29 protein-coding genes are annotated in these 24,963 nt (G+C 59.8%); 16 read left to right on the top strand and 13 right to left on the bottom strand.

The genetic code is table 11. The features are described from left to right. Positions 1 to 40: 40 nt before the first annotated feature. Positions 41 to 856, bottom strand: coding sequence for a sulfite exporter TauE/SafE family protein (locus H8F22_RS21285; RefSeq protein ID WP_194940651.1), 816 nt, complete (start codon positions 854 to 856; stop codon positions 41 to 43). A 112-nt stretch (positions 857 to 968) separates the two neighbouring features. Here H8F22_RS21285 and H8F22_RS21280 point away from each other — a divergent pair, with 112 nt between their 5' ends. The 3 genes from H8F22_RS21280 to H8F22_RS21270 all read left to right on the top strand — a co-directional run bounded on the left by H8F22_RS21280 (position 969) and on the right by H8F22_RS21270 (position 2,431). Continuing rightward, a complete protein-coding gene (locus tag H8F22_RS21280) occupies positions 969 to 1,736 on the top strand; it encodes an AraC family transcriptional regulator (protein WP_194940650.1) in 768 nt (255 codons plus the stop codon). Positions 1,737 to 1,829: 93 nt separating this feature from the next. After that, positions 1,830 to 2,147: a helix-turn-helix domain-containing protein gene (locus H8F22_RS21275; RefSeq protein ID WP_027923907.1), complete on the top strand. Its 318-nt coding sequence runs from the start codon at positions 1,830 to 1,832 to the stop codon at positions 2,145 to 2,147. Positions 2,148 to 2,158: 11 nt separating this feature from the next. Beyond that, positions 2,159 to 2,431, top strand: coding sequence for an XRE family transcriptional regulator (locus H8F22_RS21270; RefSeq protein ID WP_155953731.1), 273 nt, complete (start codon positions 2,159 to 2,161; stop codon positions 2,429 to 2,431). Between the two features lie 43 nt (positions 2,432 to 2,474). Here H8F22_RS21270 and H8F22_RS21265 read toward each other — a convergent pair whose 3' ends face one another. Further along, positions 2,475 to 4,004: an amidase family protein gene (locus H8F22_RS21265; protein WP_194940649.1), complete on the bottom strand. Its 1,530-nt coding sequence runs from the start codon at positions 4,002 to 4,004 to the stop codon at positions 2,475 to 2,477. Positions 4,005 to 4,117: 113 nt separating this feature from the next. After that, entirely contained in the window at positions 4,118 to 5,194 is a 1,077-nt protein-coding gene (locus H8F22_RS21260) for an MBL fold metallo-hydrolase (RefSeq protein WP_194940648.1), read from the bottom strand. Positions 5,195 to 5,408: 214 nt separating this feature from the next. Between H8F22_RS21260 and H8F22_RS21255 the strand changes: the two genes are divergently transcribed. Continuing rightward, a complete protein-coding gene (locus H8F22_RS21255) occupies positions 5,409 to 6,026 on the top strand; it encodes a TetR/AcrR family transcriptional regulator (protein ID WP_027923903.1) in 618 nt (205 codons plus the stop codon). 120 nt (positions 6,027 to 6,146) lie between these two features. Next, a complete protein-coding gene (locus H8F22_RS21250) occupies positions 6,147 to 6,680 on the top strand; it encodes a DUF1003 domain-containing protein (protein ID WP_027923902.1) in 534 nt (177 codons plus the stop codon). Between the two features lie 7 nt (positions 6,681 to 6,687). Here H8F22_RS21250 and H8F22_RS21245 read toward each other — a convergent pair whose 3' ends face one another. Further along, on the bottom strand, positions 6,688 to 7,629 hold the full coding sequence (locus H8F22_RS21245) for a LysR family transcriptional regulator (RefSeq protein WP_194940647.1): 942 nt from the start codon (positions 7,627 to 7,629) through the stop codon (positions 6,688 to 6,690). Between the two features lie 15 nt (positions 7,630 to 7,644). Between H8F22_RS21245 and H8F22_RS21240 the strand changes: the two genes are divergently transcribed. Continuing rightward, positions 7,645 to 8,343: a CTP synthase C-terminal region-related (seleno)protein gene (locus H8F22_RS21240; RefSeq protein WP_194940646.1), complete on the top strand. Its 699-nt coding sequence runs from the start codon at positions 7,645 to 7,647 to the stop codon at positions 8,341 to 8,343. A 5-nt stretch (positions 8,344 to 8,348) separates the two neighbouring features. Beyond that, positions 8,349 to 8,657 (top strand): antibiotic biosynthesis monooxygenase family protein, encoded by a 309-nt coding sequence (locus H8F22_RS21235; protein WP_027923899.1) that lies wholly within the window; start codon positions 8,349 to 8,351, stop codon positions 8,655 to 8,657. Between the two features lie 116 nt (positions 8,658 to 8,773). Here the strand turns inward: H8F22_RS21235 and H8F22_RS21230 are convergent, their stop codons facing one another. After that, positions 8,774 to 9,100 carry a DUF2025 family protein gene (locus H8F22_RS21230; RefSeq protein ID WP_027923898.1) on the bottom strand — a complete coding sequence of 109 codons (327 nt, stop codon included), beginning with the start codon at positions 9,098 to 9,100 and terminating at the stop codon, positions 8,774 to 8,776. 237 nt (positions 9,101 to 9,337) lie between these two features. On the opposite strand from H8F22_RS21230, the gene H8F22_RS21225 reads away from it, so the two are divergent. The 3 genes from H8F22_RS21225 to H8F22_RS21215 all read left to right on the top strand — a co-directional run bounded on the left by H8F22_RS21225 (position 9,338) and on the right by H8F22_RS21215 (position 12,229). Continuing rightward, entirely contained in the window at positions 9,338 to 10,465 is a 1,128-nt protein-coding gene (locus tag H8F22_RS21225) for a glycerophosphodiester phosphodiesterase (RefSeq protein ID WP_194940645.1), read from the top strand. A 153-nt stretch (positions 10,466 to 10,618) separates the two neighbouring features. Next, entirely contained in the window at positions 10,619 to 10,924 is a 306-nt protein-coding gene (locus H8F22_RS21220; protein ID WP_027923896.1) for a PepSY domain-containing protein, read from the top strand. A gap of 126 nt (positions 10,925 to 11,050) precedes the next feature. Next, positions 11,051 to 12,229, top strand: a complete 1,179-nt coding sequence (locus H8F22_RS21215; RefSeq protein ID WP_194940644.1) for a GAF domain-containing sensor histidine kinase — start codon at positions 11,051 to 11,053, stop codon at positions 12,227 to 12,229. Here the strand turns inward: H8F22_RS21215 and H8F22_RS21210 are convergent. Both H8F22_RS21210 and H8F22_RS21205 read right to left on the bottom strand, forming a co-directional pair. Then, positions 12,226 to 12,663 carry a hypothetical protein gene (locus H8F22_RS21210; RefSeq protein ID WP_027923894.1) on the bottom strand — a complete coding sequence of 146 codons (438 nt, stop codon included), beginning with the start codon at positions 12,661 to 12,663 and terminating at the stop codon, positions 12,226 to 12,228. The genes H8F22_RS21215 and H8F22_RS21210 overlap by 4 nt on opposite strands. Before the next feature lie 111 nt (positions 12,664 to 12,774). Continuing rightward, positions 12,775 to 14,397 (bottom strand): methyl-accepting chemotaxis protein, encoded by a 1,623-nt coding sequence (locus H8F22_RS21205; RefSeq protein ID WP_027923893.1) that lies wholly within the window; start codon positions 14,395 to 14,397, stop codon positions 12,775 to 12,777. A 318-nt stretch (positions 14,398 to 14,715) separates the two neighbouring features. Between H8F22_RS21205 and H8F22_RS21200 the strand changes: the two genes are divergently transcribed. The 4 genes from H8F22_RS21200 to H8F22_RS21185 all read left to right on the top strand — a co-directional run bounded on the left by H8F22_RS21200 (position 14,716) and on the right by H8F22_RS21185 (position 19,313). Continuing rightward, a complete protein-coding gene (locus tag H8F22_RS21200) occupies positions 14,716 to 15,738 on the top strand; it encodes a transporter (RefSeq protein ID WP_027923892.1) in 1,023 nt (340 codons plus the stop codon). A 165-nt stretch (positions 15,739 to 15,903) separates the two neighbouring features. Then, a complete protein-coding gene (locus H8F22_RS21195; protein WP_027923891.1) occupies positions 15,904 to 17,523 on the top strand; it encodes an inorganic phosphate transporter in 1,620 nt (539 codons plus the stop codon). A gap of 204 nt (positions 17,524 to 17,727) precedes the next feature. After that, positions 17,728 to 18,594, top strand: coding sequence for a 2OG-Fe(II) oxygenase family protein (locus H8F22_RS21190; protein ID WP_027923890.1), 867 nt, complete (start codon positions 17,728 to 17,730; stop codon positions 18,592 to 18,594). Continuing rightward, positions 18,591 to 19,313, top strand: a complete 723-nt coding sequence (locus H8F22_RS21185; RefSeq protein ID WP_007946102.1) for a TylF/MycF/NovP-related O-methyltransferase — start codon at positions 18,591 to 18,593, stop codon at positions 19,311 to 19,313. Before H8F22_RS21190 ends, H8F22_RS21185 begins: the two co-directional genes overlap by 4 nt. 229 nt (positions 19,314 to 19,542) lie before the next feature. Here the strand turns inward: H8F22_RS21185 and H8F22_RS21180 are convergent, their stop codons facing one another. Then, positions 19,543 to 19,980: a multidrug/biocide efflux PACE transporter gene (locus H8F22_RS21180; RefSeq protein ID WP_027923889.1), complete on the bottom strand. Its 438-nt coding sequence runs from the start codon at positions 19,978 to 19,980 to the stop codon at positions 19,543 to 19,545. Between the two features lie 90 nt (positions 19,981 to 20,070). Between H8F22_RS21180 and H8F22_RS21175 the strand changes: the two genes are divergently transcribed. After that, positions 20,071 to 20,925 carry a LysR family transcriptional regulator gene (locus H8F22_RS21175; protein ID WP_059182283.1) on the top strand — a complete coding sequence of 285 codons (855 nt, stop codon included), beginning with the start codon at positions 20,071 to 20,073 and terminating at the stop codon, positions 20,923 to 20,925. A gap of 22 nt (positions 20,926 to 20,947) precedes the next feature. Here the strand turns inward: H8F22_RS21175 and H8F22_RS21170 are convergent, their stop codons facing one another. The 4 genes from H8F22_RS21170 to H8F22_RS21155 all read right to left on the bottom strand — a co-directional run bounded on the left by H8F22_RS21170 (position 20,948) and on the right by H8F22_RS21155 (position 23,539). After that, the gene (locus H8F22_RS21170) at positions 20,948 to 22,183 is read right to left on the bottom strand and encodes an RNA polymerase sigma factor (RefSeq protein ID WP_027923887.1); all 1,236 of its coding nucleotides are present in this window, start codon (positions 22,181 to 22,183) and stop codon (positions 20,948 to 20,950) included. Further along, positions 22,183 to 22,674: an SRPBCC family protein gene (locus tag H8F22_RS21165; protein ID WP_027923886.1), complete on the bottom strand. Its 492-nt coding sequence runs from the start codon at positions 22,672 to 22,674 to the stop codon at positions 22,183 to 22,185. The genes H8F22_RS21170 and H8F22_RS21165 overlap by 1 nt, the downstream gene beginning before the upstream one ends. Positions 22,675 to 22,701: 27 nt before the next feature. Further along, on the bottom strand, positions 22,702 to 23,046 hold the full coding sequence (locus tag H8F22_RS21160) for a YciI family protein (RefSeq protein ID WP_194940643.1): 345 nt from the start codon (positions 23,044 to 23,046) through the stop codon (positions 22,702 to 22,704). 67 nt (positions 23,047 to 23,113) lie between these two features. After that, positions 23,114 to 23,539, bottom strand: a complete 426-nt coding sequence (locus tag H8F22_RS21155; protein ID WP_194940642.1) for a YybH family protein — start codon at positions 23,537 to 23,539, stop codon at positions 23,114 to 23,116. Positions 23,540 to 23,678: 139 nt separating this feature from the next. On the opposite strand from H8F22_RS21155, the gene H8F22_RS21150 reads away from it, so the two are divergent. Next, positions 23,679 to 24,164, top strand: coding sequence for a GNAT family N-acetyltransferase (locus H8F22_RS21150; RefSeq protein WP_059182281.1), 486 nt, complete (start codon positions 23,679 to 23,681; stop codon positions 24,162 to 24,164). A gap of 134 nt (positions 24,165 to 24,298) precedes the next feature. Here the strand turns inward: H8F22_RS21150 and H8F22_RS21145 are convergent, their stop codons facing one another. Further along, complete coding sequence (locus H8F22_RS21145; protein ID WP_194940641.1) at positions 24,299 to 24,787, bottom strand: GNAT family N-acetyltransferase; 489 nt, start codon at positions 24,785 to 24,787, stop codon at positions 24,299 to 24,301. Positions 24,788 to 24,963 lie beyond the last annotated feature (176 nt).

Here is a 24,963-nt window from a genome sequence, read left to right as displayed (position 1 = left end):
CCCGTGTTCGAGAATCGATAAAAAGCTGACTTGATAACGATCAGCTCAGGCACATGCTGACCATCACCAACACCAGCAACCCCACATAGACCTGCGCATGCACCCGATCCGGTATCCGCCCGATCCACGGTGTGGCAAACCGAATCCCCACCAACGATCCCATCGTCAACACCGCAAACGCCAGCAGATCCACATAGCCGATAAACCACGGCCCCAGATCAAACTCAGCAAACCCCGCCATCGCCATGTAAGTCAGCGTCCCGGCCAACGCCACCGGCAGGCTCAACGGATTGGCCATGGACGTCGCCTGACTCATGCTCAGCCCGCACCGTCGCAACAACGGTACGGTCATGACGCTGCCACCCACGCCGAGAAACGTTGCGATCACGCCGATTCCTGCGCCACCACCCGACACTTCTGCCCTCCCCAATCGTCGTGGGATTGCGGTGTCGGACGCTGTCAGAAAACCACGTCGGAACAGGCAATCCACAATGGTCACGCCCAGGTACGCGATGAAGGCATAACGAATCACCTCACCACTTACCCACATCGCGGCGAGCGCTCCGAGGATTGCGCCCAGGCCGATGAACCCGCCCAGCGGCCACAAATAATGACGAATGAGATTACCGGCGCGACGGTGTTTGCCGGTGGCGATCAATGCGTTGACGATCATCACACAGGTCGAAGTCGCCACGGCAATGTGCATCGCCGATTGGCCTATGGGATCGTCGGCGCCATGGCTAGCCATGAGCATGCGATAAAGCAATGGCACGACGACGAAGCCGCCGCCAAAACCGAACAACACCGCAGTGACGCCAGTCATGCACCCGAAAAATGCCAGCAGGAGATAAAACATTGCGCGTCGTCCGTTGGTTGAGAGCGGTCGACGATAGAGCGATGCGCCTTGGCCTGCTTCAGCAAGTCAGCCAATAATGTTCGCGTTTACGCCAACTGCTGGAAGCCGCTCGATGCGCAATGTTTCGATTGATCTACTGGATGACACGCCTCGCCCGGTGGTGGCGATCGGCACGGATTATTCCCACGGCCATGTGTTGCCTCGTCATACACATCGGCGGGCGCAGTTGTTGTATGGCGCCACCGGGGTGATGCAGGTCAGCACGCATGACGGCAATTGGGTGGTGCCGCCACAGCGGGCGGTGTGGATTCCGGCGGGGGTGGCGCATGAGGTGTTGATGCTGGGGGTCAGCACATGCAGTTTGTACATCGAACCTGGTGCGGTTCACCTGGGGTCGCGTTGCCAGGTGATCAATGTGTCGCCGTTGATGCGGCACTTGTTGATGGAGGCGGTGGAGATCCCACTGGTGTACGACGAGGCCGGGCGCGATGGCGCGCTGATCGACTTGCTGCTGCATGAACTGGCGCGCAGTGCTCACTTGCCGTTGCACATTCCTTTACCGGTCGATGCGCGGTTGCTGGGGTTGTGCCAAGGCTTTTTGCAGCGGCCCGATGCTCATCAATCGCCGCAGCAATGGGCCGATCAATTGCACATCAGCTTGCGCACGTTCAATCGGCTGTTCCGCCAGCAGACTGGCCTCAGTTTCAGCCAATGGCGCCAGCGGGCCTGTGTGGTGTTGGCCCTGGCGCGGTTGGCGGCGGGGACGCCGGTGACGCGGATTGCGCTGGATTTCGGTTATGACAGCCCTGCGGCATTCTCGACCATGTTTCGCCGCCTATTGGGGCAAGCACCGTCCGTCTGGATGGAGGGGGCGACATAGCAAAAATCAAAAAATGAGTTTGATCCGGGCGCAAAACAACTGTACAAAACAACAGTACTTTTTGGATTAGCACTCTCGAGCCCGGAGAACACCATGGCCTCTATTGCGATGAAAATCACCCTGGAACGTATCGCCCTTTTCCAATTCACCCCGGCCCATTGCGCCCAGGCCCGAGCGATGCTGGGTTGGAGCGTGGAAGAGCTTTCGGAGGAATCCGGTGTCTCCGTGGACGCCATTGTGCGATTCGAGGCCGAACGCGATGTGCTGGATGTCACCCGGCTGGCGTTGGCGTATCGGTTTGAATCGGAAGGCCTGGTGTTCTTCCCCGGATTTGCGCCGGGTCGAGGGATGAATGTGAAAGGGTCGACGCCTGATCCGGTGGGTCGGGCGGACTACGCGATGGTTGAGTGAGGAGTCAGCAGATGAATGGAATCAATGAATGCGACAGGCGCGGTCATCCGTCTTTGGGTGATATCGATGCGGGGCAGATGAGGGCAAAGGCCGAATACCTCATGAAGATTGGCATGCTGCTGGATATCGGTCAGTTGGGCAAGGCGGAAGCGGCGCAAAGGCTGGGGCTGTCAGCCGGGGAGCTGGATGAAATTCTCGGTGGGAACGTTCGCGATCTGACAGTGGCGAAGATTGTGGGCCGCTCCATGGCGAGCGGCCCGACGGTGGAGGATCAGGCGTTCTGATGCCTGACTTGATCACGCTGAAATGACCGTCCCCGTTGAGACCCTACTGCTCTTCAAAAGCCGGATTCTGGCGTTCTAACGATGCTTGCTCATAGCTGTAAGCCAGCGCCAGCAGTTGGGGTTCACTCCAGCGCTGGCCGAAAAAGAACACAGACGTCGGCTGCCCATCACTGCTCATGCCCGACGGGACGGTAATGGCGGGGTAACCGGCGACGGCGGCGCTGAATTGCGAGTAGCCATCGGCATCGGCGAACAATGCGTCCAGGTGATGTTCAGTCATTTGCTCATCAATGGCAGCCTTGAAACTGGCATTGAGGATGCCGAACATCTCGGCGGCCTGCGAGGGGGTCATGTCCAGTTCGTTGATGTCGTTCAGCATTTGCTGCCCGTAGCCTTCGGCGCCCGGGTTAAGTTCGTTGAAGTCGATCAACTGTTGAAGCGTCTGAATCGGCAAGCCTGAACGACTGGCCAGGTACTCGGGCAGTTCATGTTTCATGCCTGCCATGAGGGCGTTGAAGTAGCCATCGATATCAGGCAGTCGAAGTGTCAACGGCACCAGGGTCGCGCCTTGCTCTTCCAGTGTGGCCAGGGCCATCAGGAATTCAAAACCAGGTCGAAGAACAGTGCCGTTCGTGCCGACGTACTCAGTCGGGTAACCGATTCTTTTGCCTTGCAGCGCGTCGGTGGTAAGCAGCGCGGTGTAGTCAACGCCGACGGGGGCATCGCGGGTGACCGGGTCACTGGCGTCAACGCCTTGCAGGGCATTGAACATCAGCGCGGCATCGCGGACGGTCCGAGAGAGCGAGCCCGGCGTGTCTTGCAGACGTGTGATGGGAATGATGCCCGATCGGCTGAACAGACCCAACGTAGGCTTCACGCCCACCACGCCATTGGCCGAAGCAGGGCACGCGATGGAACCGTTGGTTTCGGTCCCCATGGCCAACGGTGCGAAACCGGCGGCAACACCGGCGGCTGATCCCGAGCTGGAACCGCAGATTTCGCCGTTCAACACGTGGGGATTTTTACCTTGGCCACCTCGGCCACTCCAACCGTGGGGCAAGCCCATTTCCCGGACGTAAGCCCATTCGCTCATGTTGGTTTTGCCGAGAATGACGGCACCTGCGTCACGCAGCTGTTGGACCACAAACGCGTCGTTCGCAGCAGGCTGACCGACCATGGCCAAAGAACCCGCGCTCGTTTGCATCTGGTCCGCCGTGTCGATGTTGTCCTTGAGCAGAACGGGGATGCCGTGCAGCGGGCCACGCACTTTTCCGTCCTGACGCTCTTGGTCCAAGGCGCTGGCAATGTCGATGGCCTGGGGGTTGAGCTCGATAATCGCGTTGATCGACGGCCCTTGCTTATCCAGCGTGTGAATGCGCGCCTGCAAATATTCCACCAGGGCGACTGAGGTGAGTTCGTTACGCGCCATTCGCTCGGTGAGCTCGCTGACGCTCGCATATTCGAGCGGCTGGGCAGTGACGGAGGCGTTGTTGTCTGCCAATGCAGGCCCGGAGACCGATAGCAGAATGATCTGCGCCAGCGCCGTCATGCGGTTTTTTAAAATGTCCTTCATTTACAGCATCCTTGTTATGGCTAATCACGGGCGAGTCATTTCACCCGCCGCACAGCCTACCGAAACCGTAGGAAACGGCTGTCAGTCACAAGGAGCTGTCAATGTAGGAAATGTCACCCTGACTTGTAGCCGCTACAAGCCAAACGCCCTTCTTCCTTCACCGTACTTTCCATTTCCGACCACCATGCGGCCCCTCGCTGTGGGTACATGATGTTAAACGCCTCGCCCATTTGCGGCGTAGTGATCGACACATTGCGCTCCCAGGCCAACGCCAAAATCCGGTCGAAGGGCTCGAACCAGGGGTGCATCGACAAGTCGAAGGTGCCGTTGTGAATGGGCAGTAGCCAGCGTCCTTTGAGGTCGATGTGTGCCTGCAGGGTTTCTTCCGGCTGCATGTGAATGTGCGGCCATTCAACGTTGTAGGCGCCGGTTTCCATCAGCGTCAGGTCGAACGGGCCGTACTGTTCGCCGATGCGTTTGAAGCCGTCGAAATAGCCGCTGTCGCCGCTGAAGTAGACCCGAGTGTCGCCGTCGATCATCACCCACGAGGCCCAAAGGGTGCTGTTGCCGTCGAACAAACCGCGCCCGGAAAAGTGTTGTGAAGGGGTGGCGATGAACTGGATGCCGTCGACCTCAGTGCCCTGCCACCAATCGAGTTGGCGCACTTTGCCGGCCTCCACGCCCCATTTGATCAGCGTGTCGCCGACGCCCAGCGGGGTAAGGAAGTACTTGGCCTTGTCCGCCAGTTTGAGTACCGCGCGATAGTCGAGGTGGTCGTAGTGATCGTGAGACAGGATCACCGCTTCAATCGGCGGCAATTCTTCCAGGCTGATCGGCGGCTGGTGGAAGCGCTTGGGGCCGGCCCATTGCACGGGTGAAGCGCGCTCGGCGAAGACCGGGTCGGTGATCCAGAATTTGTCCCGCAGCTTCAGCAGGACGGTGGAGTGGCCGAGGCGGTAGACGCTGTGGTTGGGCGCTGCGATCAACGCCGCCTGGGTCAGGGCTTGTACCGGCACTGAGGCCGCTGGGCGGCTATTGCGCGGTTTGTGGAAGATCATGCTCCACATGATGCGCAGCATTTTGTGAACGCCTTCACGTTGCACGGGCACATGGTTTTGAAAGCGCCCTTGTGCCTGATGGGAAGCTTCAGGCGTAGGGGCGTTATCCGCAGCGGAAGTAGAAGTGGCCATGACTGAGTGACTCCAGAAAAACCGCAAGATGGCAGTTCTTCACGGTGGGACGATAAATGGCCAAAGCACGCACGCATCAGCCGGAGATCTATTTTTCGCTGGGCAGGATTAACAAAACGTTACACTGCACAGTGTAGTTTCTAGGTTGCATCAAAGCCGATGACAAGTAAACTACCGAGTGTAACTTTCCTTTGCCTCCTGCCGAAGCGTACTTATGACAGCTCCACAGCGCCTCACCGACCGAAAACGTGCAGCCATTATCCAGGCGGCGATTGTCGAATTCCGTGCCAACGGTTTCGATATCACCAGCATGGACAAGATTGCCGCCACTGCCGGCGTGTCGAAGCGCACGGTGTACAACCACTTCCCGAGCAAGGAAGAGTTGTTTGCCGAAATCCTCAATCAATTGTGGGCGCGGGTACTGTCAGATCAGGAAACGTCCTACCGCCCTGACCTGCCCTTGCGCGACCAGATGCGCGTGATGTTGCAGGCGAAAATGCAGACGCTCGGCGATGACAATTTTCTCGACCTGGCGCGGGTGGCCATCGCCGCCACGATTCATTCGCCCGAGCGTGCGCAGAACATGGTGGCCAGAATGGGCCAGCGTGAAGAAGACCTGACCGTGTGGATTCGCACGGCACAGGCCGATGGTCGATTGAAACCGGTCGACCCCGCGTTTGCCGCCCAACAGATTCAGGGGATGCTCAAGTCCTTTGCGTTCTGGCCACAGATTTCCATGGGGTTGCCGGGGCTGTCACCGCAGATGCAGACCACCGTGGTGGAGTCGGCGCTGGACATGTTTCTGGCCTGTTATCAGGTCTGCGAAAAATGACACGGTCCCGCCCTTCCCCTGCAGGGCTCAGCGCTCAATAAATCAGTGCGATGTGTTTCAGAATGAAACTGGCGTGGGGGCTATAGTGAGCGTCAGTCCCAGCGCCATGCAGAGAGCATCATGACCACCCCAACCGCTGATAAAAAACCCGTCGTCGATCATTTACGCTTCCATCGCGCTCACGCCCACCTTGCGCCTACTTTCGGCAACGACAAATTTGCCCTGCGCGCCGAAGCCTTCGCGCGGTTCTTTGGCACGCCGACCTTTCTCGGGGCGCAGACGCTGATCGTGGCGGTGTGGATATGCCTCAATATCTTTGGCGTGACCCATTTCGACGTCTACCCGTTCATCCTGCTCAACCTGGCGTTCAGCCTGCAAGCGGCTTACGCCGCCCCACTGATTCTGCTGGCCCAGACCCGTCAGGCGGCGCGTGACAAAGCGCAATCCGATGCCGATGCGCAACACCGTGAGGCCATCGCCGTGGCCAACAGCGAACGTCAGGCCGAAGCTGCAAAAAACAACGCGCAATTGATGGAGTTGCTCGAACAAAACACCCGGCTCACCGAGATGACCAAGACCCTCACCGAGCGCATTGAAAACCTGACCTCGGAAATGCATCAGCACTTCGTGCGCAAAGAGCCGCCCAAGGTTTAATGCGCGCTCAAGGCAATCGCAGCGCCTGCCCCAACTCATCAAACAGCGTCACCACAGAGCGCAAGGCGCGGCAGTCTGGACGGGTCAGCAGCCAGAGCGCGGTGTCGTAACCGTCCAGAGGAGCGGTCAGTGGCTGCAACGTGTCGCCGATCAAAAAGTCCGGCAAGGCCGCCACCCCTAACCCGGCCCGCACCAGCTCGGTCACTGACAGCATACTGTTGCAGCGATAGGCCGGCGTGACGCCCGGCAAGTGCTGACGCCGCCAGGCAACGGTGGGATGGTCAGGCAGGAAATCGTCAGGCGCGATCCAGGTCAGCGAAGCCAAATCTTCAGGGTCGACAGACTTCAGATACCGCTGACTGGCGCACACCCGATAGGAAATGTCCGCCAGACGTCGACCAACCAAATGCTCGGGCGGTGTGCGCGTCAGGCGCAACGCGATGTCAGCATCGCGGCGGCTGAGGTTGGCGAAGTCGTTGGAGGTGCTCAGCTCAATGGTTAGTGCCGGGTAGGACGGCATGAACTGCGCCAGCGCCGGCAGCAGCAACCCTTGCAGGACCGAATCGGTGCAGGTCAGGCGAACGGTGCCGCTGATGACTTCCCCGCCCTGCTCCACCCCGATTCGCGCCGCGTCCAACGCTTGTTCTGCGCGCTCGGCCTGCTCGGCCAAGGTTTGCGCGAGCGTCGTCGGCAAATACCCGGCGCGGCTCTTTTCGAACAGTTGTTGCCCCAATGCCGCTTCCAGTCGGCGGACGGCGCGAAACACCGTTGAAACGTCGACTTTCAGCAGGTTCGAGGCCCTGGACAGCGAACCGCCACGCACCAGCGCGAGGATCAGGGCCAGGTCGGGATAGTCCAGCCGATAGTGCGTCGCTGCATTGATCATTTGGGATAACGCCAATATTGAGTGCGTGAACGCCAATCTATAGTGGCTGCCAGGAATCAACAAGCCGAGAGAGCACTCATGGAAACCCCCTTAATCCGCATCGCCCTGATCGGCGACTACGACCCTCAAATCACCGCCCACCAAGCCATTCCCGTCGCCCTTGGCATGGCTGCCGAAGAGTTGAAGCTGGACGTGCAATTCCAGTGGCTGGTCACTGACCAGATCAACGCCGACACACCGCTGCAAGGTTTCGAGGGTTTCTGGTGCGTGCCCGGGAGTCCTTATCGAGACATGGACGGGGCGTTACGGGCGATCCGCTTTGCCCGAGAGCAGCAACGGCCGTTCCTCGGCACCTGTGGCGGGTTTCAACATGCGGTTTTGGAGTACGCCCGCCATGTGTTGGGCTGGGAAGATGCCGAACACGGCGAGACGCATCCTGATGCCGCACGGGCGCTTCTGACCCCGCTGACCTGTTCGCTGGTAGAAGCGGTGGACAGCATTCATCTGGCTGTAGGTTCGTTGATCGCCAAGGCGTACGAAACGACTGCCATACGCGAAGGCTATCGCTGTCGCTTCGGTGTGAATCCTGAGTTTGAACGAGCGCTATTGGTCCAGCAGCTGCACGCCGTTGGCCATGATTCCCAAGGGGACTTGCGGGCGGTTGAGCTCAAGGGACATCCGTTCTTTGTCGCCACGTTGTTCCAGCCGGAACGTGCAGCGCTCAAGGGCGTTCTGCCGCCGCTGGTCCGCGCTTTCATCAAGGCTTGTGTGAGGTAGAAACCATGACGACGCCTTACTACGCGGTGATTTTCACCTCCCGGCGCACTGAAGGTGATCACGGTTACGCCGAGGCCGCCGAACGCATGGTGGAACTGGCTCGTGAGCAGCCGGGGTTTCTGGGTGTGGAATCAGCTCGGGGCGAGGATGGGCTCGGGATTACGGTTTCGTATTGGGCCAGTGAAGCGGCGATTCTGGCGTGGAAACATCATCCCGAGCACAGTCAGATTCGTGAGCGTGGGCGGTCGACGTGGTATGCGGAGTGTCAGACGCGGGTGTGCAGGGTTGAGCGGGATTATCGGTTTCAGCTCTGAGCGTTGTGGTGTCCTTTTGGACGCCATCGCGAGCAGGCTCACTCCTACAGGGGAACGCGTTTCAACTGTAGGAGTGAGCCTGCTTGCGATGAGGCCAGCCAAGGCTCCGCAAACCTTCAACCCCGGACAAGACTCCGCACCGCCGCAATCTGCGGCACGTCCCGCCGCTGCATATACACCCGCAACGGCTCGGTGATGTTGATGCGGTCATCAATATTCTGATCCAGCAGCAACTGAATCAACTCACGCTTGAGCGTCATGACCGGCCCCGGCCCTGGCGCCCAGACAAACTCGCTCACCGGAATGATGCCGTCATCGGCCACGTCCATGCCGAACGCGTCTTCGCTGAATCGAACGATGTAATGACCCGTCTTGCGATTGAGGCCGACGAAGCCGTTGAGTTGGTCGGCAGCCTGGCAGATGAGTTCGGAAGTGATGCGCATATAAACCTCACAAAAAGGTCGTTAACGACCGGTGATCGATGGTTTACACGCAAGGAAATCGACGCGGGTTTCCCTCTGCCGGGGAAACTGCCGCGGCCAAGAGTACTGCAAAGCAGCGCACACCGGCGCTGAAAAAATGAGCTTTAAACACGTTTATGTCGGTCTGGCGATAGCGCGAGCGGCGCTCAGTTGTTAAAAGGGACGTCTTTGAAAATCTCTCTGCGAAAGGATCTCGACATGCCGGTTACCTTCACCAAAAGCGCCCTGCTGCTGAGCCTGATGCTCGGCCTCGGCCAGGCACAGGCCGCCAGCGAGCCCAGCCCGACCGCTCTGGCCAGCCGTTTGGGCATTCCGCACCCGGCGGTAATCGCCCACCGCGGCGCGTCGTTCGATGCCCCCGAGTCCACCGCGGCCGCCTATAAACTGGCCCGCGACCTGGGCGCCGATTACCTGGAAATGGACCTGCAACGCAGCAAGGACGGCGTGCTGTTTGCCCTGCACGACAACAACCTGCAACGCACCACCGACGTCGCCACCCGGTTCCCGGATCGCAAGAACAGCCCGGCCAACGCGTTCACCATGGCCGAGCTGAAAACCCTCGACGCCGGCAGTTGGTTCAACACGGCTTACCCGGATCGCGCGCGTCCGTCCTACGCCGGGCTGAAAATCCTGACGCTGGACGAGATCATCGACATCGCCCAAGGCAACCCGCTGCACAAGCCGGGCTTGTACATCGAGACCAAAGAGCCGAAGCAATTCCCCGGCATCGAGCGCGACCTCAAGGACAAGTTGCAGGACCGAGGCTGGCTGAGCCCGGCCGGTTCGAAACTGGGGAAAAGTGATCTGGCGGTCGGCCAGGGCAAAGGCAAGGTCGTGCTGCAGACCTTCGAGAAGAGCAGCCTGGAACTGCTGCAAAAAGAAATGCCGAAAGTGCCGAAGATCCTGCTGCTGTGGGTCGGCGAAGGCAGCATCGAGCCGAAATCCAAAGTGACGTTCGCTGAATCTGGCGACAAGGACAAAGCCACTTATTACGCCAGGCAGGAACCGAAAGACAAAGCTGAATTTCAGCAATGGGTCGAGTACGCCAAGGCCCAGGGCGCTGTCGGCACCGGCCCTTCCGCCGCACTGACCCAGGGTGGCGATCAGAGCTATTCGGACCTGGTGCAGCCGTGGATGAACCAGTTCACCCACGATCAGGGTTTGTTGGTGCACGTGTACACCATTGATGATGCGGTGGATTACCAGAAGGTGATGGATGCCGGGGTGGACGGGGTCTTTACTAACCGGGCCAGTGAGTTGTTGAAGTTCTATAAGCGGCCGGCGGCGGGGACGGTTGCGCAGTTGCTGCAGAATAACGGGTATTGATTCGGGACCGCAGTGCGGCTATCGCGGGCAAGCCACGCTCCCACAGGAATTGGGCAGCACTTGTGGGTGGTGGCTTTCTGGAATTAAGGATGAATTAAGTTGCCATAGTTAATCTGGCGCCACTTAAACAGAACAACCCAAGGAAAGAACTTCATGAAAACATTGACGGCCCTGTTCACCGCCGCTGCCCTGACCCTCACTGCTGGCCTGGCCCAGGCTGATGTTCGTGTCGATCAGATCCATGAACTGGTCAAGAGCGGCAAGATCAAGCCGCTGGAAGAACTGAACCAGGCAGCGCTGAAACTGCATCCGGGTGCGACCATCACCGACACGGACCTGGACAACCACTTCAACGGCTACGAATACGAAGTTGAACTGCGTCTGGCTGACGGCACGGAATGGGACGTCGATTTCGATGCTGCGACCGGCAAAGTCCTGAGCAACAAACAGGACAAGTAACCCGAACTGATAAAGCCGCACGATCTCCAAATCGTGCGGCTTTTTTACGTCCCGAATTCAGCGCGAGCCAACGCGCCGCCAGCCCGATAGAATCGGTCCACGGTGTTCACGCAGGGATTGATCGATATGGGGCAAACAGCGGCAGCAGACATCGCCACGATCGGTCGGATCAGCGCGGTGCCGGCGATTCTCCAGGTCATCCGCGAGTTGACGGGCCTGCGTTTCTGCGCGGTGGCGCGCGTGACGGAGAATTCCTGGACCGCTTGCGCCGTGCTCGATCAACTGGATTTTGGCCTGCAGGTCGGCGGTGAGCTGGAGGTGGCCACGACCCTGTGCCACGAAATTCGTCAGGCCCACCAGTCGGTGGTGATCGACAAGGCCAGTGAAGACCCGCTCTACCACAGTCACCACACGCCGCGTATTCACCAGTTTGAAAGCTACATCTCAGTGCCGATCTTCCGCACCGACGGACGCTTTTTCGGCACCATTTGCGCACTTGATCCCCACCCTGCACCGCTCACATCCAGCACGATCCAGAGCACCATGGAATCCTTCGCCCGGATGCTGGCGCTGCAAATCGAAGCCGAAGAAAACCAGCAGCACACCGAAACGGCACTCAAGCAGGAACGTGAAACCTCGCAATTGCGCGAACAGTTCATCGCCGTGCTCGGCCATGACCTGCGCAACCCGTTGTTCGCGATCAGTGCCGGCGCCGAAATGCTCCTGCGAAAACTGCCTGAGCCCGCGAATCAGCAACGGGCCCGGCATATCCTCACCAGCGCCCGACGCGCCACCCGACTGGTCGATGACGTGCTGGATTTTGCCCGTGGCTCCTTTGGCAGCGGCATTCCGGTGAACATCAAACCCTGCGCGGATCTGGGCGCGGCTTTACGGCATGTGATTTCCGAGGTCCAGAGTGTTCACCCGGACCGCGTCATATCCTCTTCCATCGGCGATTTGCACAATGTCCCGTGCGACCGCGAGCGGGTCGCCCAGTTGCTGTCCAATCTGGTGGCGAATGCGGTAATCCACGGCGATCCCCAAGGTCCTGTCGAGGTCAATGCGCAGATCAAGGACAGGCACTTCCTCCTGAGCGTAAAAAATCAGGGGCTGATTGCCGAGAACGCATTGGCCTACCTGTTCCGCCCCTACTCGCGACCTGCCAGCGATACGCCGCAGACCGGCCTCGGATTGGGCTTGTACATTGCCAGTCAGATTGCGCAGTCCCACGGTGGAAAACTGGACGTGGTTTCGACCGCGCTACAGGGCACGACGTTTACCTTCACACTGCCTGTGCAGGCTTAGGCGCTGGTACTGACCAGCGACCCCGACGTGCTGGAATCAGCGTCCTGCAACGCCTGCAACAACGCCGCCGTTGCTGTCTGCAACGAACCTGAGGTGGTCGCCACCTGCGACTGAGCCGCCGCGACATCAGCGGCTTTGGCGTCGGCATCTTCCTGTTTTGCCTGGGCTGCTTGCAGCTGTTGCTGTTGTTCCTGCATCTGCTTTTGCAGTTCGGCGATTTGCTTGCGCAAGGCTTTCACCGCATCGGATTCTTCGCTGCTGCTGGAACTGCTGTCGCTCGACGCGGGAGCGCCACCGGCGGCCACTTTGCTGTCGTCGGAAGGCGTCTCGGTAGTGGCGGTGACGGAGGTGTCGGCGGCGGGATCGCTGATCGCGGTTTTGCTGGTGGAGGTGGTGAGGGTCTGGTTGATCGAGACAGAGGTGATGCTGACCATGGGATGTATCCAGTGTGGGATTTGGGTATCTCCCACATCGACATGGCCCGGCCGCACTTGAGATCGACTGTGTACCGACTCGGTAAGCGAGCCGGTACACAGCCGTCGGCCTTACGCGCTCAAACGCGCCGTCACTTCATTCAACTGCGACGACACCCCGTGCAGGTTGTGGCTTGCCGCTTCGGTGCGTTGCACGTTGTCCAGATTGGTACTGGCGATGCTGGTGATCTCGGTAAGGTTGCGCGAGATGTCCTCGGCCACCGAGGTCTGCTCTTCGGCAGCGGTGGCGATCTGGCGGTTCATGTCGCGAATCGCTTCGACGGCCTGGGTGATCCGCTCCAGCATGGCGCCGGCCTCGGTCACTTGCTGCACGCTTTCTTCACTGCGTGACTGCCCGCTTTCAATCGCCTGCGCCGCGTCCACCGCGCCGGTTTGCACGGTCTGAATGATCTGGTTGATCTCGATGATCGACGCCGCCGTGCGCTGGGCCAGGCTGCGCACTTCATCGGCGACCACCGCAAAACCGCGCCCGGCTTCACCGGCACGGGCCGCTTCGATGGCGGCGTTGAGCGCCAGCAGGTTGGTCTGTTCGGCGATGCCGCGAATCACTTCCAGCACCTTGCCGATGCGGCCGCTGTCGGTTTCCAGCTGACGAATGACCGTGGCGGTGTTGGCGATTTCACCGCGCATCTGGGTGATGGTATGGATGGTGCCCTGCATGACTTTTTCGCCCTGTTGCGCGGACTGGTCAGCGTCGTCGGCAGCGCGTGCGGCGTCGGCGGCGTGACGCGCAACTTCTTGCGCGGTCGCGGACATTTCATTCATCGCCGTGGCCACCTGATCAGTGCGGTTGAACTGCTCGTTGGTGCCACCCGCCATCTGGCTGGCGATGGCGTTCAGTTCGCCGCTGGCGCTGTCGAGGTCCTTGGCGCTGCGCTGCAAATGGCTGAAGGTGTCGGCGAGGAAATCGCGCAGGGTATTGGCGGCGACCGCCAGTTTGCCCAGCTCATCCTGACGGGTGCTGGCCACGCGATCGGCGAATTTGCCCTGGCTGAGTTGCGCCACGTAGTCGATCAGTTTGCGAATCGGTTCAACCAGATTGCGGTTGACCAGCCACAGGCTCAACAGACCGATCAGCAAGCCCGAGGCGAGCATCACGATGATCCCCAGCAACACGGTGCGGTCAGCGTCGGCACTGATTAGCTTCGACTGCTCGGCGCCCTGTTTGCGCAGTTCGACAACCAGTTCGCTCATCTGATCACTGGCCGCGCGGTCCACGCCTTTCACAGCGGTATCGCCAGCAGTCGGGTCGGCACCGGCTGCGACGTAGGCATCGCGACCCTTTTGATAGGCAGTGCCCAGCAAGCGGTGTTCATCACGCAGGCGTTCGATGCGGGTCTTGAGTTGCGGCTCGATGCCCTTCTGCCCGGCCAGTTCACCGAGGATGCTTTGCACATCGCGCTGACGGTCTTCGAATTGCTTCCAGTATTTGTCCAGGTCCGCCGGTTGCTTGCCGCGCAGCAGGACGTTTTTCCATTCCTGAACCTGCACCTTGAATTGCAGGTTGGCTTCATCGATCAACTGGGAAGTGTGCAGCGGGCCGTCAATCAGGTTCGCGTAGCTCTGAACACCGCTGGACAGGAAATGAAAGCAAGCCAAAGCGATCAGCAACATCGCCAGCAGGCTGCCGCTCAACAAGGCGAGGATTTGTGCTCTCAGGGATTTTTGCAGCATCGAGTGATACTCATGACAGGGGTGAGACACGCCGCAACATGGCGTGAAAGGTGTCCGGACGTCCCTGTCTGCGACTTGGCTCGTGGCCAAAGGCGCGCACGTTAACGTAAGCGAGATCGGCGTGCCAGAGCGGTTCTTTAATCCAATCCGACCGTCGGTAGAGCCACTATTTGGCCTTCATTGATCCGTCACACAACCGTCAAGAATCCTTGCGATGATGCGGCTCAGGTGAACCTGTAAACCCGCCACAACTCGACCCTGCAGCCGCAGGCTTCGCCAGCTGCTACATAGAGCGATAGCGCCCCCTTGCGAGCACTCATGAACCACAGCATCGACCAAAGCCATCGCGACACGGACCTGTTCGGCCTGCTCTACGGTTTCAGTTTTCGCCCCGGTGAACGTGGTCGCGAGATCGATTCGGCCAAAGCGCTGCAATACCTGCAACAACCCGACGACAGCCAAGAATTCCTCTGGCTGCACCTGAACCTGGCGCATGCCGCGTGCGAGCGCTGGATGAAAAGTCATCTGGAATTGCCGGAGGAATTTTTCGAGGCGCTGCATGAAGGCTCGCGTTCGACGCGCATCGAACATGTGGATTCGGCGTTGCTGGCGGTGGTCAACGACGTGGTGTTCAACCTCAGTAGCATGGTCTCCTCGGATGTCTCGACCCTGTGGGTGTGCGCCCGCAGTCGGCTGATCATCAGTGCCCGTCTGCAACCGCTGCACTCGGTGGACAAGCTGCGCTCTTCGGTGAAGGCCGGTGAATGTTTTCGATCGCCGCTGGAGTTGCTTGTGCATTTGCTGCGCGATCAGGGCGAGGTGCTGACGCAAATCGTGCGCAAGACCAGCTTGAGTGTGGATCAGATCGAAGATGAACTGTTGTCGTCGCGGCTGTCGACCAACCGCGCCGAACTGGGTGCCAACCGCCGCGTGCTGGTGCGTCTGCAACGCCTGCTGGCGCTGGAGCCGGGGTCGTTGCTGCGCTTGCTCAATCGGCCACCGCAATGGCTGCAGAAGGAGGACGTCAAGGAGCTGCGCAAGTCCACCGAGGAGTTTGCGCTGATCATCAACGACCTCACGGCGCTGGGTGAGCGGATCAAACTGCTGCAAGAAGAAATCGCCGCCAACCTCAACGAGCAGAGCAACCGCACGCTGTTTACGCTGACGGTGGTGACGGTGCTGGCGTTGCCGATCAACATCATTGCCGGTTTCTTTGGCATGAACGTCGGCGGCATCCCTCTGTCCGGCGACCCGGAAGGGTTCTGGATCCTGGTGGCACTGGTCGCAACCTTTACCGTGCTGGCCGGACGCTGGGCGTTTCGCAAGCGCCAGGATTACTAAGTCTCCCCGCAACCTGCAGTAGCTGGCGAAGCCTGCTGCTACAGGTTGCGGGGGAATTCTGATTAACGGAATAGCAAAAACCCTAAACCCTGATCTGACGCAGTCTCTCTGTAACAATTAGCAACGACTATCCCTGATACACCTCCCTCATCAGGATTGTTCGTTATGGCTACGCCTTCCTACCCTGCCGATACTCAGGCATCCGCTGTCCGTAGCGCCAAACCTCAACTCGATAAAAAGCCTAGCCTGCTTACCCTCGTGGTGTTTTTCGGGGTGCTGGCCAGCGGGCTATTGTTCACCGCTTACAGCCTGATGCACGACATGAGCGAACTCGGTACGGTGGTCACCACTTGGACCCCGTTTCTGCTGTTGGGCGTAGCACTGCTGATCGCGCTGGGCTTTGAATTCGTCAACGGTTTCCACGACACCGCCAACGCGGTGGCCACGGTGATTTACACCAACTCGATGCCGCCGAACTTCGCGGTGGCGTGGTCCGGCTTCTTCAACTTCCTCGGCGTGCTGCTGTCCAGCGGTGCGGTGGCGTTCGGCATCATCGCCCTGCTGCCCGTGGAGCTGATTCTGCAAGTCGGTTCCTCCGCCGGTTTCGCCATGATCTTCGCCCTGTTGATCGCGGCGATCCTGTGGAACCTCGGCACTTGGTGGCTGGGCTTGCCGGCCTCGTCGTCGCACACCTTGATCGGTTCGATTATCGGCGTCGGCGTGGCCAATGCCCTGATGCACGGTCACGACGGCACCAGCGGTGTGGATTGGGCGCAGGCGACCAAGATCGGCTACGCGTTGCTGTTATCGCCGCTGGTGGGCTTCGGCTTTGCCGCGCTGTTGCTGCTGGCCTTGCGTGCGTTCGTCAAGAATCGGGCGCTGTACAAGGCGCCGGTCGGCAACACGCCGCCGCCGTGGTGGATTCGCGGGATGTTGATCGTGACCTGCACCGGTGTCTCGTTCGCCCACGGTTCCAACGACGGCCAGAAAGGCATGGGCCTGATCATGTTGATTCTGGTCGGCACGCTGCCCATGGCCTATGCGCTGAACCGCACCATGCCGGCCGACCAGGCGCTGCAGTTCGCCGCCGTAGCAGAAGTGACCCAGCAAGCGCTGGTCAAGGCGGCGCCACAACCGGCCCCGGCCGACCCGCGTCCGGTGCTGTCCGAATACGTGCGCAGCAAGGAAGCCACGCCGCAGCTGATCCCGGCACTCGCCGCCCTCACCGGCAGCATCGGCGCCCAGGTCAAGGGTTACGGCTCGCTGTCCAAAGTGCCGGCCGAGGCCGTGGGCAACGTGCGCAACGACATGTACCTGACCAGCGAAACCATTCGCCTGATGGACAAGAACAAAGTCGGTAATTTCGACGCCGACACCAGCGGCAAACTGCAACTGTTCAAGCAGCAGATCGACAACTCGACGCGTTTCATTCCGTTGTGGGTGAAAATCGCCGTGGCGATTGCTTTGGGCCTGGGCACCATGGTCGGCTGGAAGCGCATCGTGGTGACGGTTGGCGAGAAGATCGGCAAGACCCACCTGACCTACGCCCAGGGCGCCTCGGCGGAAACCGTGGCGATGCTGACGATTGGCGCGGCGGATATGTTCGGCCTGCCGGTGTCGACTACCCATGTGTTGTCGTCGGGTGTGGCCGGGAGCATGGTCGCCAACGGCGGCGGTTTGCAGATGAAAACCATCCGCAACCTGCTGATGGCCTGGGTGCTGACCTTGCCCGCGGCGATCATGTTGTCGGGCAGCCTGTACTGGTTGTTCACCAAACTGTTCTAAATCGACACAACCCCCTGTAGCCGCTGGCGCAGCCGGACGCAGGCTGCGCCAGCGGCTACAGGGATTTTTTTTGCCGGGTAAAAAGCATTTCGTCGCAAATACAGGCGATTACGCATTTATTGATCCACTACCCGCCCGTTAGCACTTCAGTTTGCTAACGTGTTGCCGATTCTTAAGAGACTCGATGCATTCAGGAGTGGGATCGTGAATCTGTATATCAATCAGCTTCAGCAAAAAGCTGACTTCAAAGAAGCCATCTACGCCGGCGACATCTTCCTGAACACTCAGCTGCGCGCGGCCAAAGAGCTGTGTGCATTTGCTCAGGAAAGCATCACCGCCGCTTTCGACGGCGAGACCAACCACCAGGCCCTGCACACGCTGATGCCGGTGGAAGAATTCGTGGTGTTGGTAACACGCCTCAAGGGCCAGTTCACCAACAGCCAGCGCGCCAAGGACCTGATCCTGTCGTTTATCGACGAGATCGGCGTCGACCCGCGCGAGTACATTTTCGACGTACCGCGCATTCGCGTGGTGCCCAACTATGATTACCTGCACGCCGGCGTCAGCTACGCCTACAAACCGCACCGCGACACGTGGTACGGCAGCGTCGATTGCCAGATCAACACCTGGATGCCGGTGCACACCATTCGCCCCGACCAGACCATGATGATCAATGCCGGTTACTTCGACGTGCCGGTGAAGAACACCTCCAGCGAATGGAGCCTCAACGACTGGATCAGCAACCAGCGGCACAAGGCCAAGGACAACCTCAAGGAGGAAGTCCGCGTGCACCCGGTGCCACTGGAGGCGATCAATACCGCGTCTGAAGTGCGCATCGCCGGCAACACCGGTGAGATGCTGATTTTCTCCGGCTCGCACTTGCACGGCACGGTCGCCAACCACACCGATCAAACCCGCTTCAGCGTGGATTTCCGCCTGATGCACCTCGATGACCTCAAGCACAAGCGTGGCGCAATCAACGTCGACAGCGCCTGCCCTGACGTCGGCGCCGGTTTCAAAGATTATTTCCACGCCCACGACTTCTCGAATTTCCAAGGAATCCAGCAATGACCAAGCGTCGCATCACGCCTGCCGAGGCCCAGTACAACGAAACCCGTGCCAACGTTCTGAAACGGGTCGATGCCGAATACGTGGCCGACGCCCCGTTCGTGTTCGCCAACCGCATCGGCGTGACCGCTGCCCTGTCGCGCATGGAACTGTTCAAGAAAGTCGCTGAAGTACCGGGCGCGATCATCGAGTGCGGCGTGTACAAGGGCAACTCGCTGATGCTGTACATGCACTTGTCGATGATCCTGGAACCGTACGCGATCAACCGTTCGATCATCGGCTTCGACACCTTTGAAGGCTTCCAGAGCATCGACAAGAAAGAAGACCCGGCCGACGTCAACGAGACCATGTTCTCCGACACCGACCAATCGCTGATCCAGGACATGATCGACGCCAATGACCTGCTGCGCCCGGTCAACCGCATCCCGCGTTGCGAACTGGTCAAGGGCGACATCGTCAAGACCGTGCCGGAGTGGGTCAAGACCCGTCCTGACCTGGTCGTGGCCATGCTGATCCTCGACACCGACCTGTACGAATCGACCAAAGTCGCGCTGGAAACCTTCCTGCCGTACATGCCAAAAGGCGCGATCGTGGTGCTGGACGAAGTGGCTTACCGCAACTTCCCGGGCGAAACCAAAGCCCTGCGCGAAGTGCTGGACCTGAACAAGATCGAGCTGAAGCGTTTGCCGTTTGATTCGTGCGTGGGTTACTTCCACGTCTAACGCATACCCCGGGGCTGACACAAAACCCGGTGGGAGCGAGCTTGCTCGCGATGAGGTCATCACATTCAACATCACTGTTGACTGAACCACCGCCATCGCGAGCAAGCTCACTCCTGCACATAATCTCCTTCAGGTTATGGACTGGATCACCCAGCCAGTCCATAAACCCTCTGACCCGCGACCGCTGCTTGCCGTCCACTTCATACATCCCCCCCTCCGACCGCGTTATTCATCCTTCGCAAACAGTGCGCGTCACCAACCGCTCCCGCACCACGTCATACACCCAGTGGTAAAGGTAGGTGTACGGCAGGAAAAACAGCAGCACACCGATGTCGAGCAGGAACGCTTCCCACAGGCCGATCTTCAGCCACCAGGCAATCAGCGGCACACCAAAGGCAACCAGACCACCTTCAAACAACAGCGCATGGACCACCCGGACCCACGCGTTATGCGCCATTTTGTAGTGCTTGAGCACACGGTCGAACAGGCCGTTGAAGACCACGTTCCAGGCCAGGGCCAGGGCTGCAATGAACAGGGTGACCATACCCATGTCGAGCAGCGGTTTGTCCATGATCCAGGCCAGTAACGGGGTACAGATCAGGATGGCCAGCAGTTCGAAACCCACGGCTTGGAAAATACGTTCAGTGATGGATTTGTTGGCGCTCATGGCCAGGTTCCTCTGAGTGACTGTGGTTGCCATGATCCTTCATCACACCGATACTTCATAACCAATAACCATCGATCAAGGCGATAGTTCATGGCCTCTCACGAAGTGTTGCTGGCGTTTGTCCAGGCGGCGACTCAAGGCTCGTTTTCCGCAGCGGCGCGCAAGCTGGGCCGTAGCCAGTCGACCATCAGTGCGGCGGTGGCCAGTCTTGAAATCGATTTGAATCTGGTCCTGTTCGACCGCAGCAGTCGTAAACCCAGCCTGACCCCGGCCGGGCACGTGATGCTGCAACGGGCCGAGGAGATCCTGGCCGCCACCAGCCGCCTGGAAATGACCGCCAGCCAGTTGTCACAAGGCGTCGAGCCGAAACTGACCGTGGCGATTTCCGATACCTATCAATCCGACCGCTTCGAAGCGGCGCTGGGGGCGTTTGAACAGCGTTATCCGGACCTGGAGCTTGAGTGCCTGATTGCTGAATGCGATGACTTGATTGCGCTGGTGCAACGGGGGCGGGCGCAGGTGGCGTTCGCCGAAATGCAGGACAGTTATCCGCCGGATCTGGTGAGTTCGACGGTTGAGGAGCGCACGGAAATTGCGTTGTTCGTCTCCCCGGCGCATCCATTGGCGGCGCTTCATCATATTGATCAGGATGTCCTGCAACAGCACCGGGAATTGCGCCTGGCGACCATCGTCAATCCGTATGAAAGCCGGGCGAAGGGCCGTGTGTGGTCGGCGCCGAGTTATTTGATGCTGCTGGAAATGGCTCAGGGTGGCTTTGGCTGGGCGCCGTTGCCGCGCTGGCTGGTGGAGCGGTTTGGGCCGGGGTCGTTACAGGAACTGAAAGTGCGCGGCTGGCCGAAACCGGTGTTTGTCGATGCACTGTGGTCGCGCCAGCATCCACCGGGGCCGGCGGGGAGTTGGTTGTTGCACAAGATGCTGGAATAGCGATGGGGCCCTCCAGATCACATCACTCCAACGCCTTGATCCGCGCTTCAAGAAACCGCCGCTCCGGCATTTGCTGGGTCAACTCCAAGGCTCGCTCATACGCCGCCCGCGCCTCCTCCACCCTGCCCAACTGCCGACAAAACTCCGCCCGCGCCGAATGCGCCAGGTGGTAGTCCTGCAATTCACCTCGATCCAGAATCGCTTCAACCAGGGCCAAACCCGCCAACGGTCCATCGCGCCTGGAGATCGCTGCCGCCCGGTTCAACTCGATCACCGGCGACGGCACCACCCGCAACAGCAGGTCATACAGACCGACAATCTGCAGCCAGTCGGTGTCCTGCGGTGTCGCCGCCTCGGCATGCACCGCCGCTATGGCCGCTTGCAGGCAATAAGGCCCGAAGCGCTGCCGGGTCAGCGCCTGTTCGACCAAGGCGCAGCCCTCGGCAATCATCCCGGCGTCCCACAACGAGCGGTCCTGCTCATCCAGCAGGATCAACTCGCCGGTCGCCGACGTCCGGGCCTGGCGTCGTGATTCGTGCAGCAACATCATCGCCAGCAAGCCCATGACCTCCGGCTCGGGCAGCAACTCCAGCAACAATCGCCCCAGCCGGATCGCCTCGCGCGTCAGGTCTTCGCGCGTCACTTCAGCGCCGATGGACGCCGAGTAACCCTCGTTGAACACCAGGTAAATCACCCGCAGCACGCTGTCGAGGCGCTCGGGCAGTTCCGCCAGCGTCGGCACTTGATAAGGGATTTTCGCATCACGGATTTTTGCCTTCGCCCGCACGATGCGTTGAGCGATGGTGGCCGGCGCCGACAGGAACGCCCGGGCGATTTCTTCTGTGGTCAGGTCGCAGACTTCGCGCAAGGTCAGTGGTACCTGAGCGTCGGAGGCGAGTGCCGGGTGACAGCAGGTGAAGATCAGGCGCAGGCGATCGTCTTCCACGTCTTCGTCACTCCAGTCGGCCTGCTCCAGCGCCTCCAGCTGCGCGATCAGCATCGGCTGCGAAGCAATAAAACGCGTGCGCCGACGCAAGGCATCGATGGCCTTGAAGCGCCCGGTGGACACCAGCCAGGCGCGCGGATTGGCCGGCACGCCGTCACGCTGCCAGCGTTCGACCGCGATGAAAAAGGCCTCGTGCAGGGCCTCTTCGGCGAGGTCGAAATCGCCAAGCAAGCGGATCAGCGTCGCCAGGATCCGCCGCGAGTCTTCGCGGTAAACCTGCTCGACCCGGGCCTGCACCGCCTCGCCAGGCATCAGTCCGGCATGCCTTCGGTCACCAGCGTTTCCAGGCGATCAAGGCTTTGCCCCCAGCCGTCATGAAACCCCATGGCTTCGTGGGCCTGGTGATCCTCTTGGGACCAATGCATGGCACGCGCGGTGTACAGGGTTTTGCCGTCCCGCTCTTCGAGCGTCACTTCGGCCGCCATGAACGGTTTGCCCGACGGAATCCAGCCTGGGATAAACGCGTCGGTGAACACCAGCCGCTCAGGCGCGACAATCTCCAGAAACACGCCCATCGTTGGGTACTCGCTGCCGTCCGGGGCGCGCATCAAGGTGCGAAACTGGCCGCCGACCCACAGGTCCATTTCACACTCTGGCGTGGTCATGCCGTGCGGCCCCCACCATTGGGCGAGCAAGGTCGGCTCGGTCCAGGCGCGGAAGATCTTCTGGCGTGGCGCGTCGATCAGGCGGCTGATGGATAACTCGAACTCGGCAGACTTTTTTTCAGCTGATTGCGGGCTCATGCACAACTCCTTTTTGGTTGTTGTTATTCAAGGATTCAATTGACGAACGGGACGCACCTCGACGCAGCCGACCCGGGCCGCCGGGATGTTGCCGGCGACCTGGAGCGCTTCATTGAGGTCCTTGGCATCGATCAGGTAGAAGCCGGCCAACTGCTCCTTGGTTTCGGCGAACGGACCGTCGGTGATCGACATCTTGCCGTTACGCATGCGCACGGTGGTGGCGGTCTGCACCGACTCCAGTGCCTCGGCCGCGAGCATCCGGCCGCCGCTCTGGATCGACTCGGCGTAGGCCATGCACTCGGCGTCGTTCGGGCTCTCGGGCAGCGAGTGCAAGGTGTGCTCGTTGCTGTAGACCAGGCATAGGTATTTCATGTGGCTCTCCTGAATCGAACGGATCAACTATGGCTGCAGATTGACGCGTTGGCGAAATTCCCGACGATCAGGGCTCCAGATTGAACAGCGCAGCGCCACTGGCCATGTCGAACGGGGCCGACCAGTGTTCGTGGACAATCCGCCATTGCTCGGCGTCGCGACGGTAGCAAGCGGTCACGCGCATCCAGCAGGCCTGGGTTTCACCCTTGTCGTTGGTGCCGCCACAATGGGCCAGCCAATGGGCGAAGGCGATGTGCTCGTCCGCCAAGATGTTCATGTGAGCGAAGTCGAACTTATGCGGGCCCTGGCACATTTCCATGCACTCCAGCCAATGCGCGCGGTAGGCGGTTTTGCCACGAAATTGCAAGGCTTTGACCGCGTCGTAGGAGACGATGTCCTCGGCATACAGGGCCATGATTTCGTCGACATCCTTGGAGATGACGGCCTGGCGATAAGTGTTGATCAGGGTCTCGATTTCGTGAGTGGCACTCATGGTGGTTCTCCGTGTTTTTTGTGTGAAGACACCCTTAGTCGTTTGGCAAAAAGCCAAATCGACAGTCGAAATAAAAATAATCCATCGGCGCAAACTCGCTAGAATCCGAGGCTCATTCATGTGGGAAAAGGACACTCCAGTGACAGCCCGTCTCGTGCCTTACGAAAGCCTGAACGCGCGCCAGCGCCAGCAGGTCGAGGCCATCGAAGTACACAAGGAACAAATCAGGTTCAGCGGCGACATTCACGGTGCATTGCACACCTTGCTGTCCAAACCCGGCCCCGGCGTCAAAGGATTTGCGCTGCTGGTCGAGGATGCTCCGGTGGCCTTCCTGCTGCTCAAGCGCCCGCCGGTGTTACCGGCCTGGGCCGATGAACACAGCGCCACGCTGCATGCGTTGCAAGTCGATCAACGTGCTCAGGGAAAAGGCTATGGCAAGGCTTGCCTGCAAGCGCTGCCCGAGGTGGCGCGACAGGCGTTTCCGGAGATAAAGGGGCTGGAATTGTCGGTGGATGCGGACAATGAGGCGGCCATCGCGCTGTATGCAAAATTCGGCTGGGTGGATAGCGGCGAGGCCTACAAGGGCCGGATTGGGTATGAGCGGCGAATGGGCCTGGTTTTCTGAGGCTCTACTGACCCAACACCAGGCCCATGTTGGAGTGAGCCTGCTCGCGATGGCAATTTGTCAGTCACCTCACTGTTGAATGTGTAGACGCTATCGCGAGCAGGCTCACTCCTACGGGGGGATCTTCGTAGGTCTTACAAATCCAGCACCATCTCATGCCACGCCATCCCGCCATGGTCCGAAGCCGACGGTTTGATGTAGGCAAAGCCAAACCCGGCATACAGCGGAACATGCCACTCCTTGCACATCAGGTGGATATGGGTTTTGCCCAGTGCACGCATCCGCTCAATGAACTCGCCCATCAACCGCTTCGCCAGCCCCTGCCCCTGATAGTCCGGGTGCACCACCACCGACATGATCACCACATGCGGGCCGGCCGGGTCGTGGCCGATCAGCTCCTTGAACGCTTCATCCGACATCTCCACCTGAAACGCCGCACCGGAATTGATGAAACCGGCTACAACGCCGTCGACTTCAGCCACGATGAAACCCTCGGGCCAGGTGGCAATGCGGGTGGCGATTTTCTCGCGGGTGGCGGCCTCGTCACCTTCGTAGGCAACGGTTTCGATGGCGTAGCAGCGGTCCAGGTCAGTGGCGGTGACGTTGCGGATGAGGGTGTTCATGGCGGCTCGGAATCAGCGTGGGAAAGGCTGCGAATCATAGTTGAATAAGGTGTTCATATCGATCACTGCCGGCGCCGTAAAGCCTGCGCATAGGCGCTTTCATTGCTCAAAGGTTCGGATTATTGATGGAGCCGGTCTCAGGACATCAATAGGGGGAACACACCATGAGCAGCGTT

Source organism: Pseudomonas mucoides, from assembly GCF_015461845.1.
GTDB lineage: Bacteria > Pseudomonadota > Gammaproteobacteria > Pseudomonadales > Pseudomonadaceae > Aquipseudomonas > Aquipseudomonas mucoides.
Note: the sequence above shows the minus strand (reverse complement) of the source record. Positions and strands in the feature narration are given on the sequence as shown.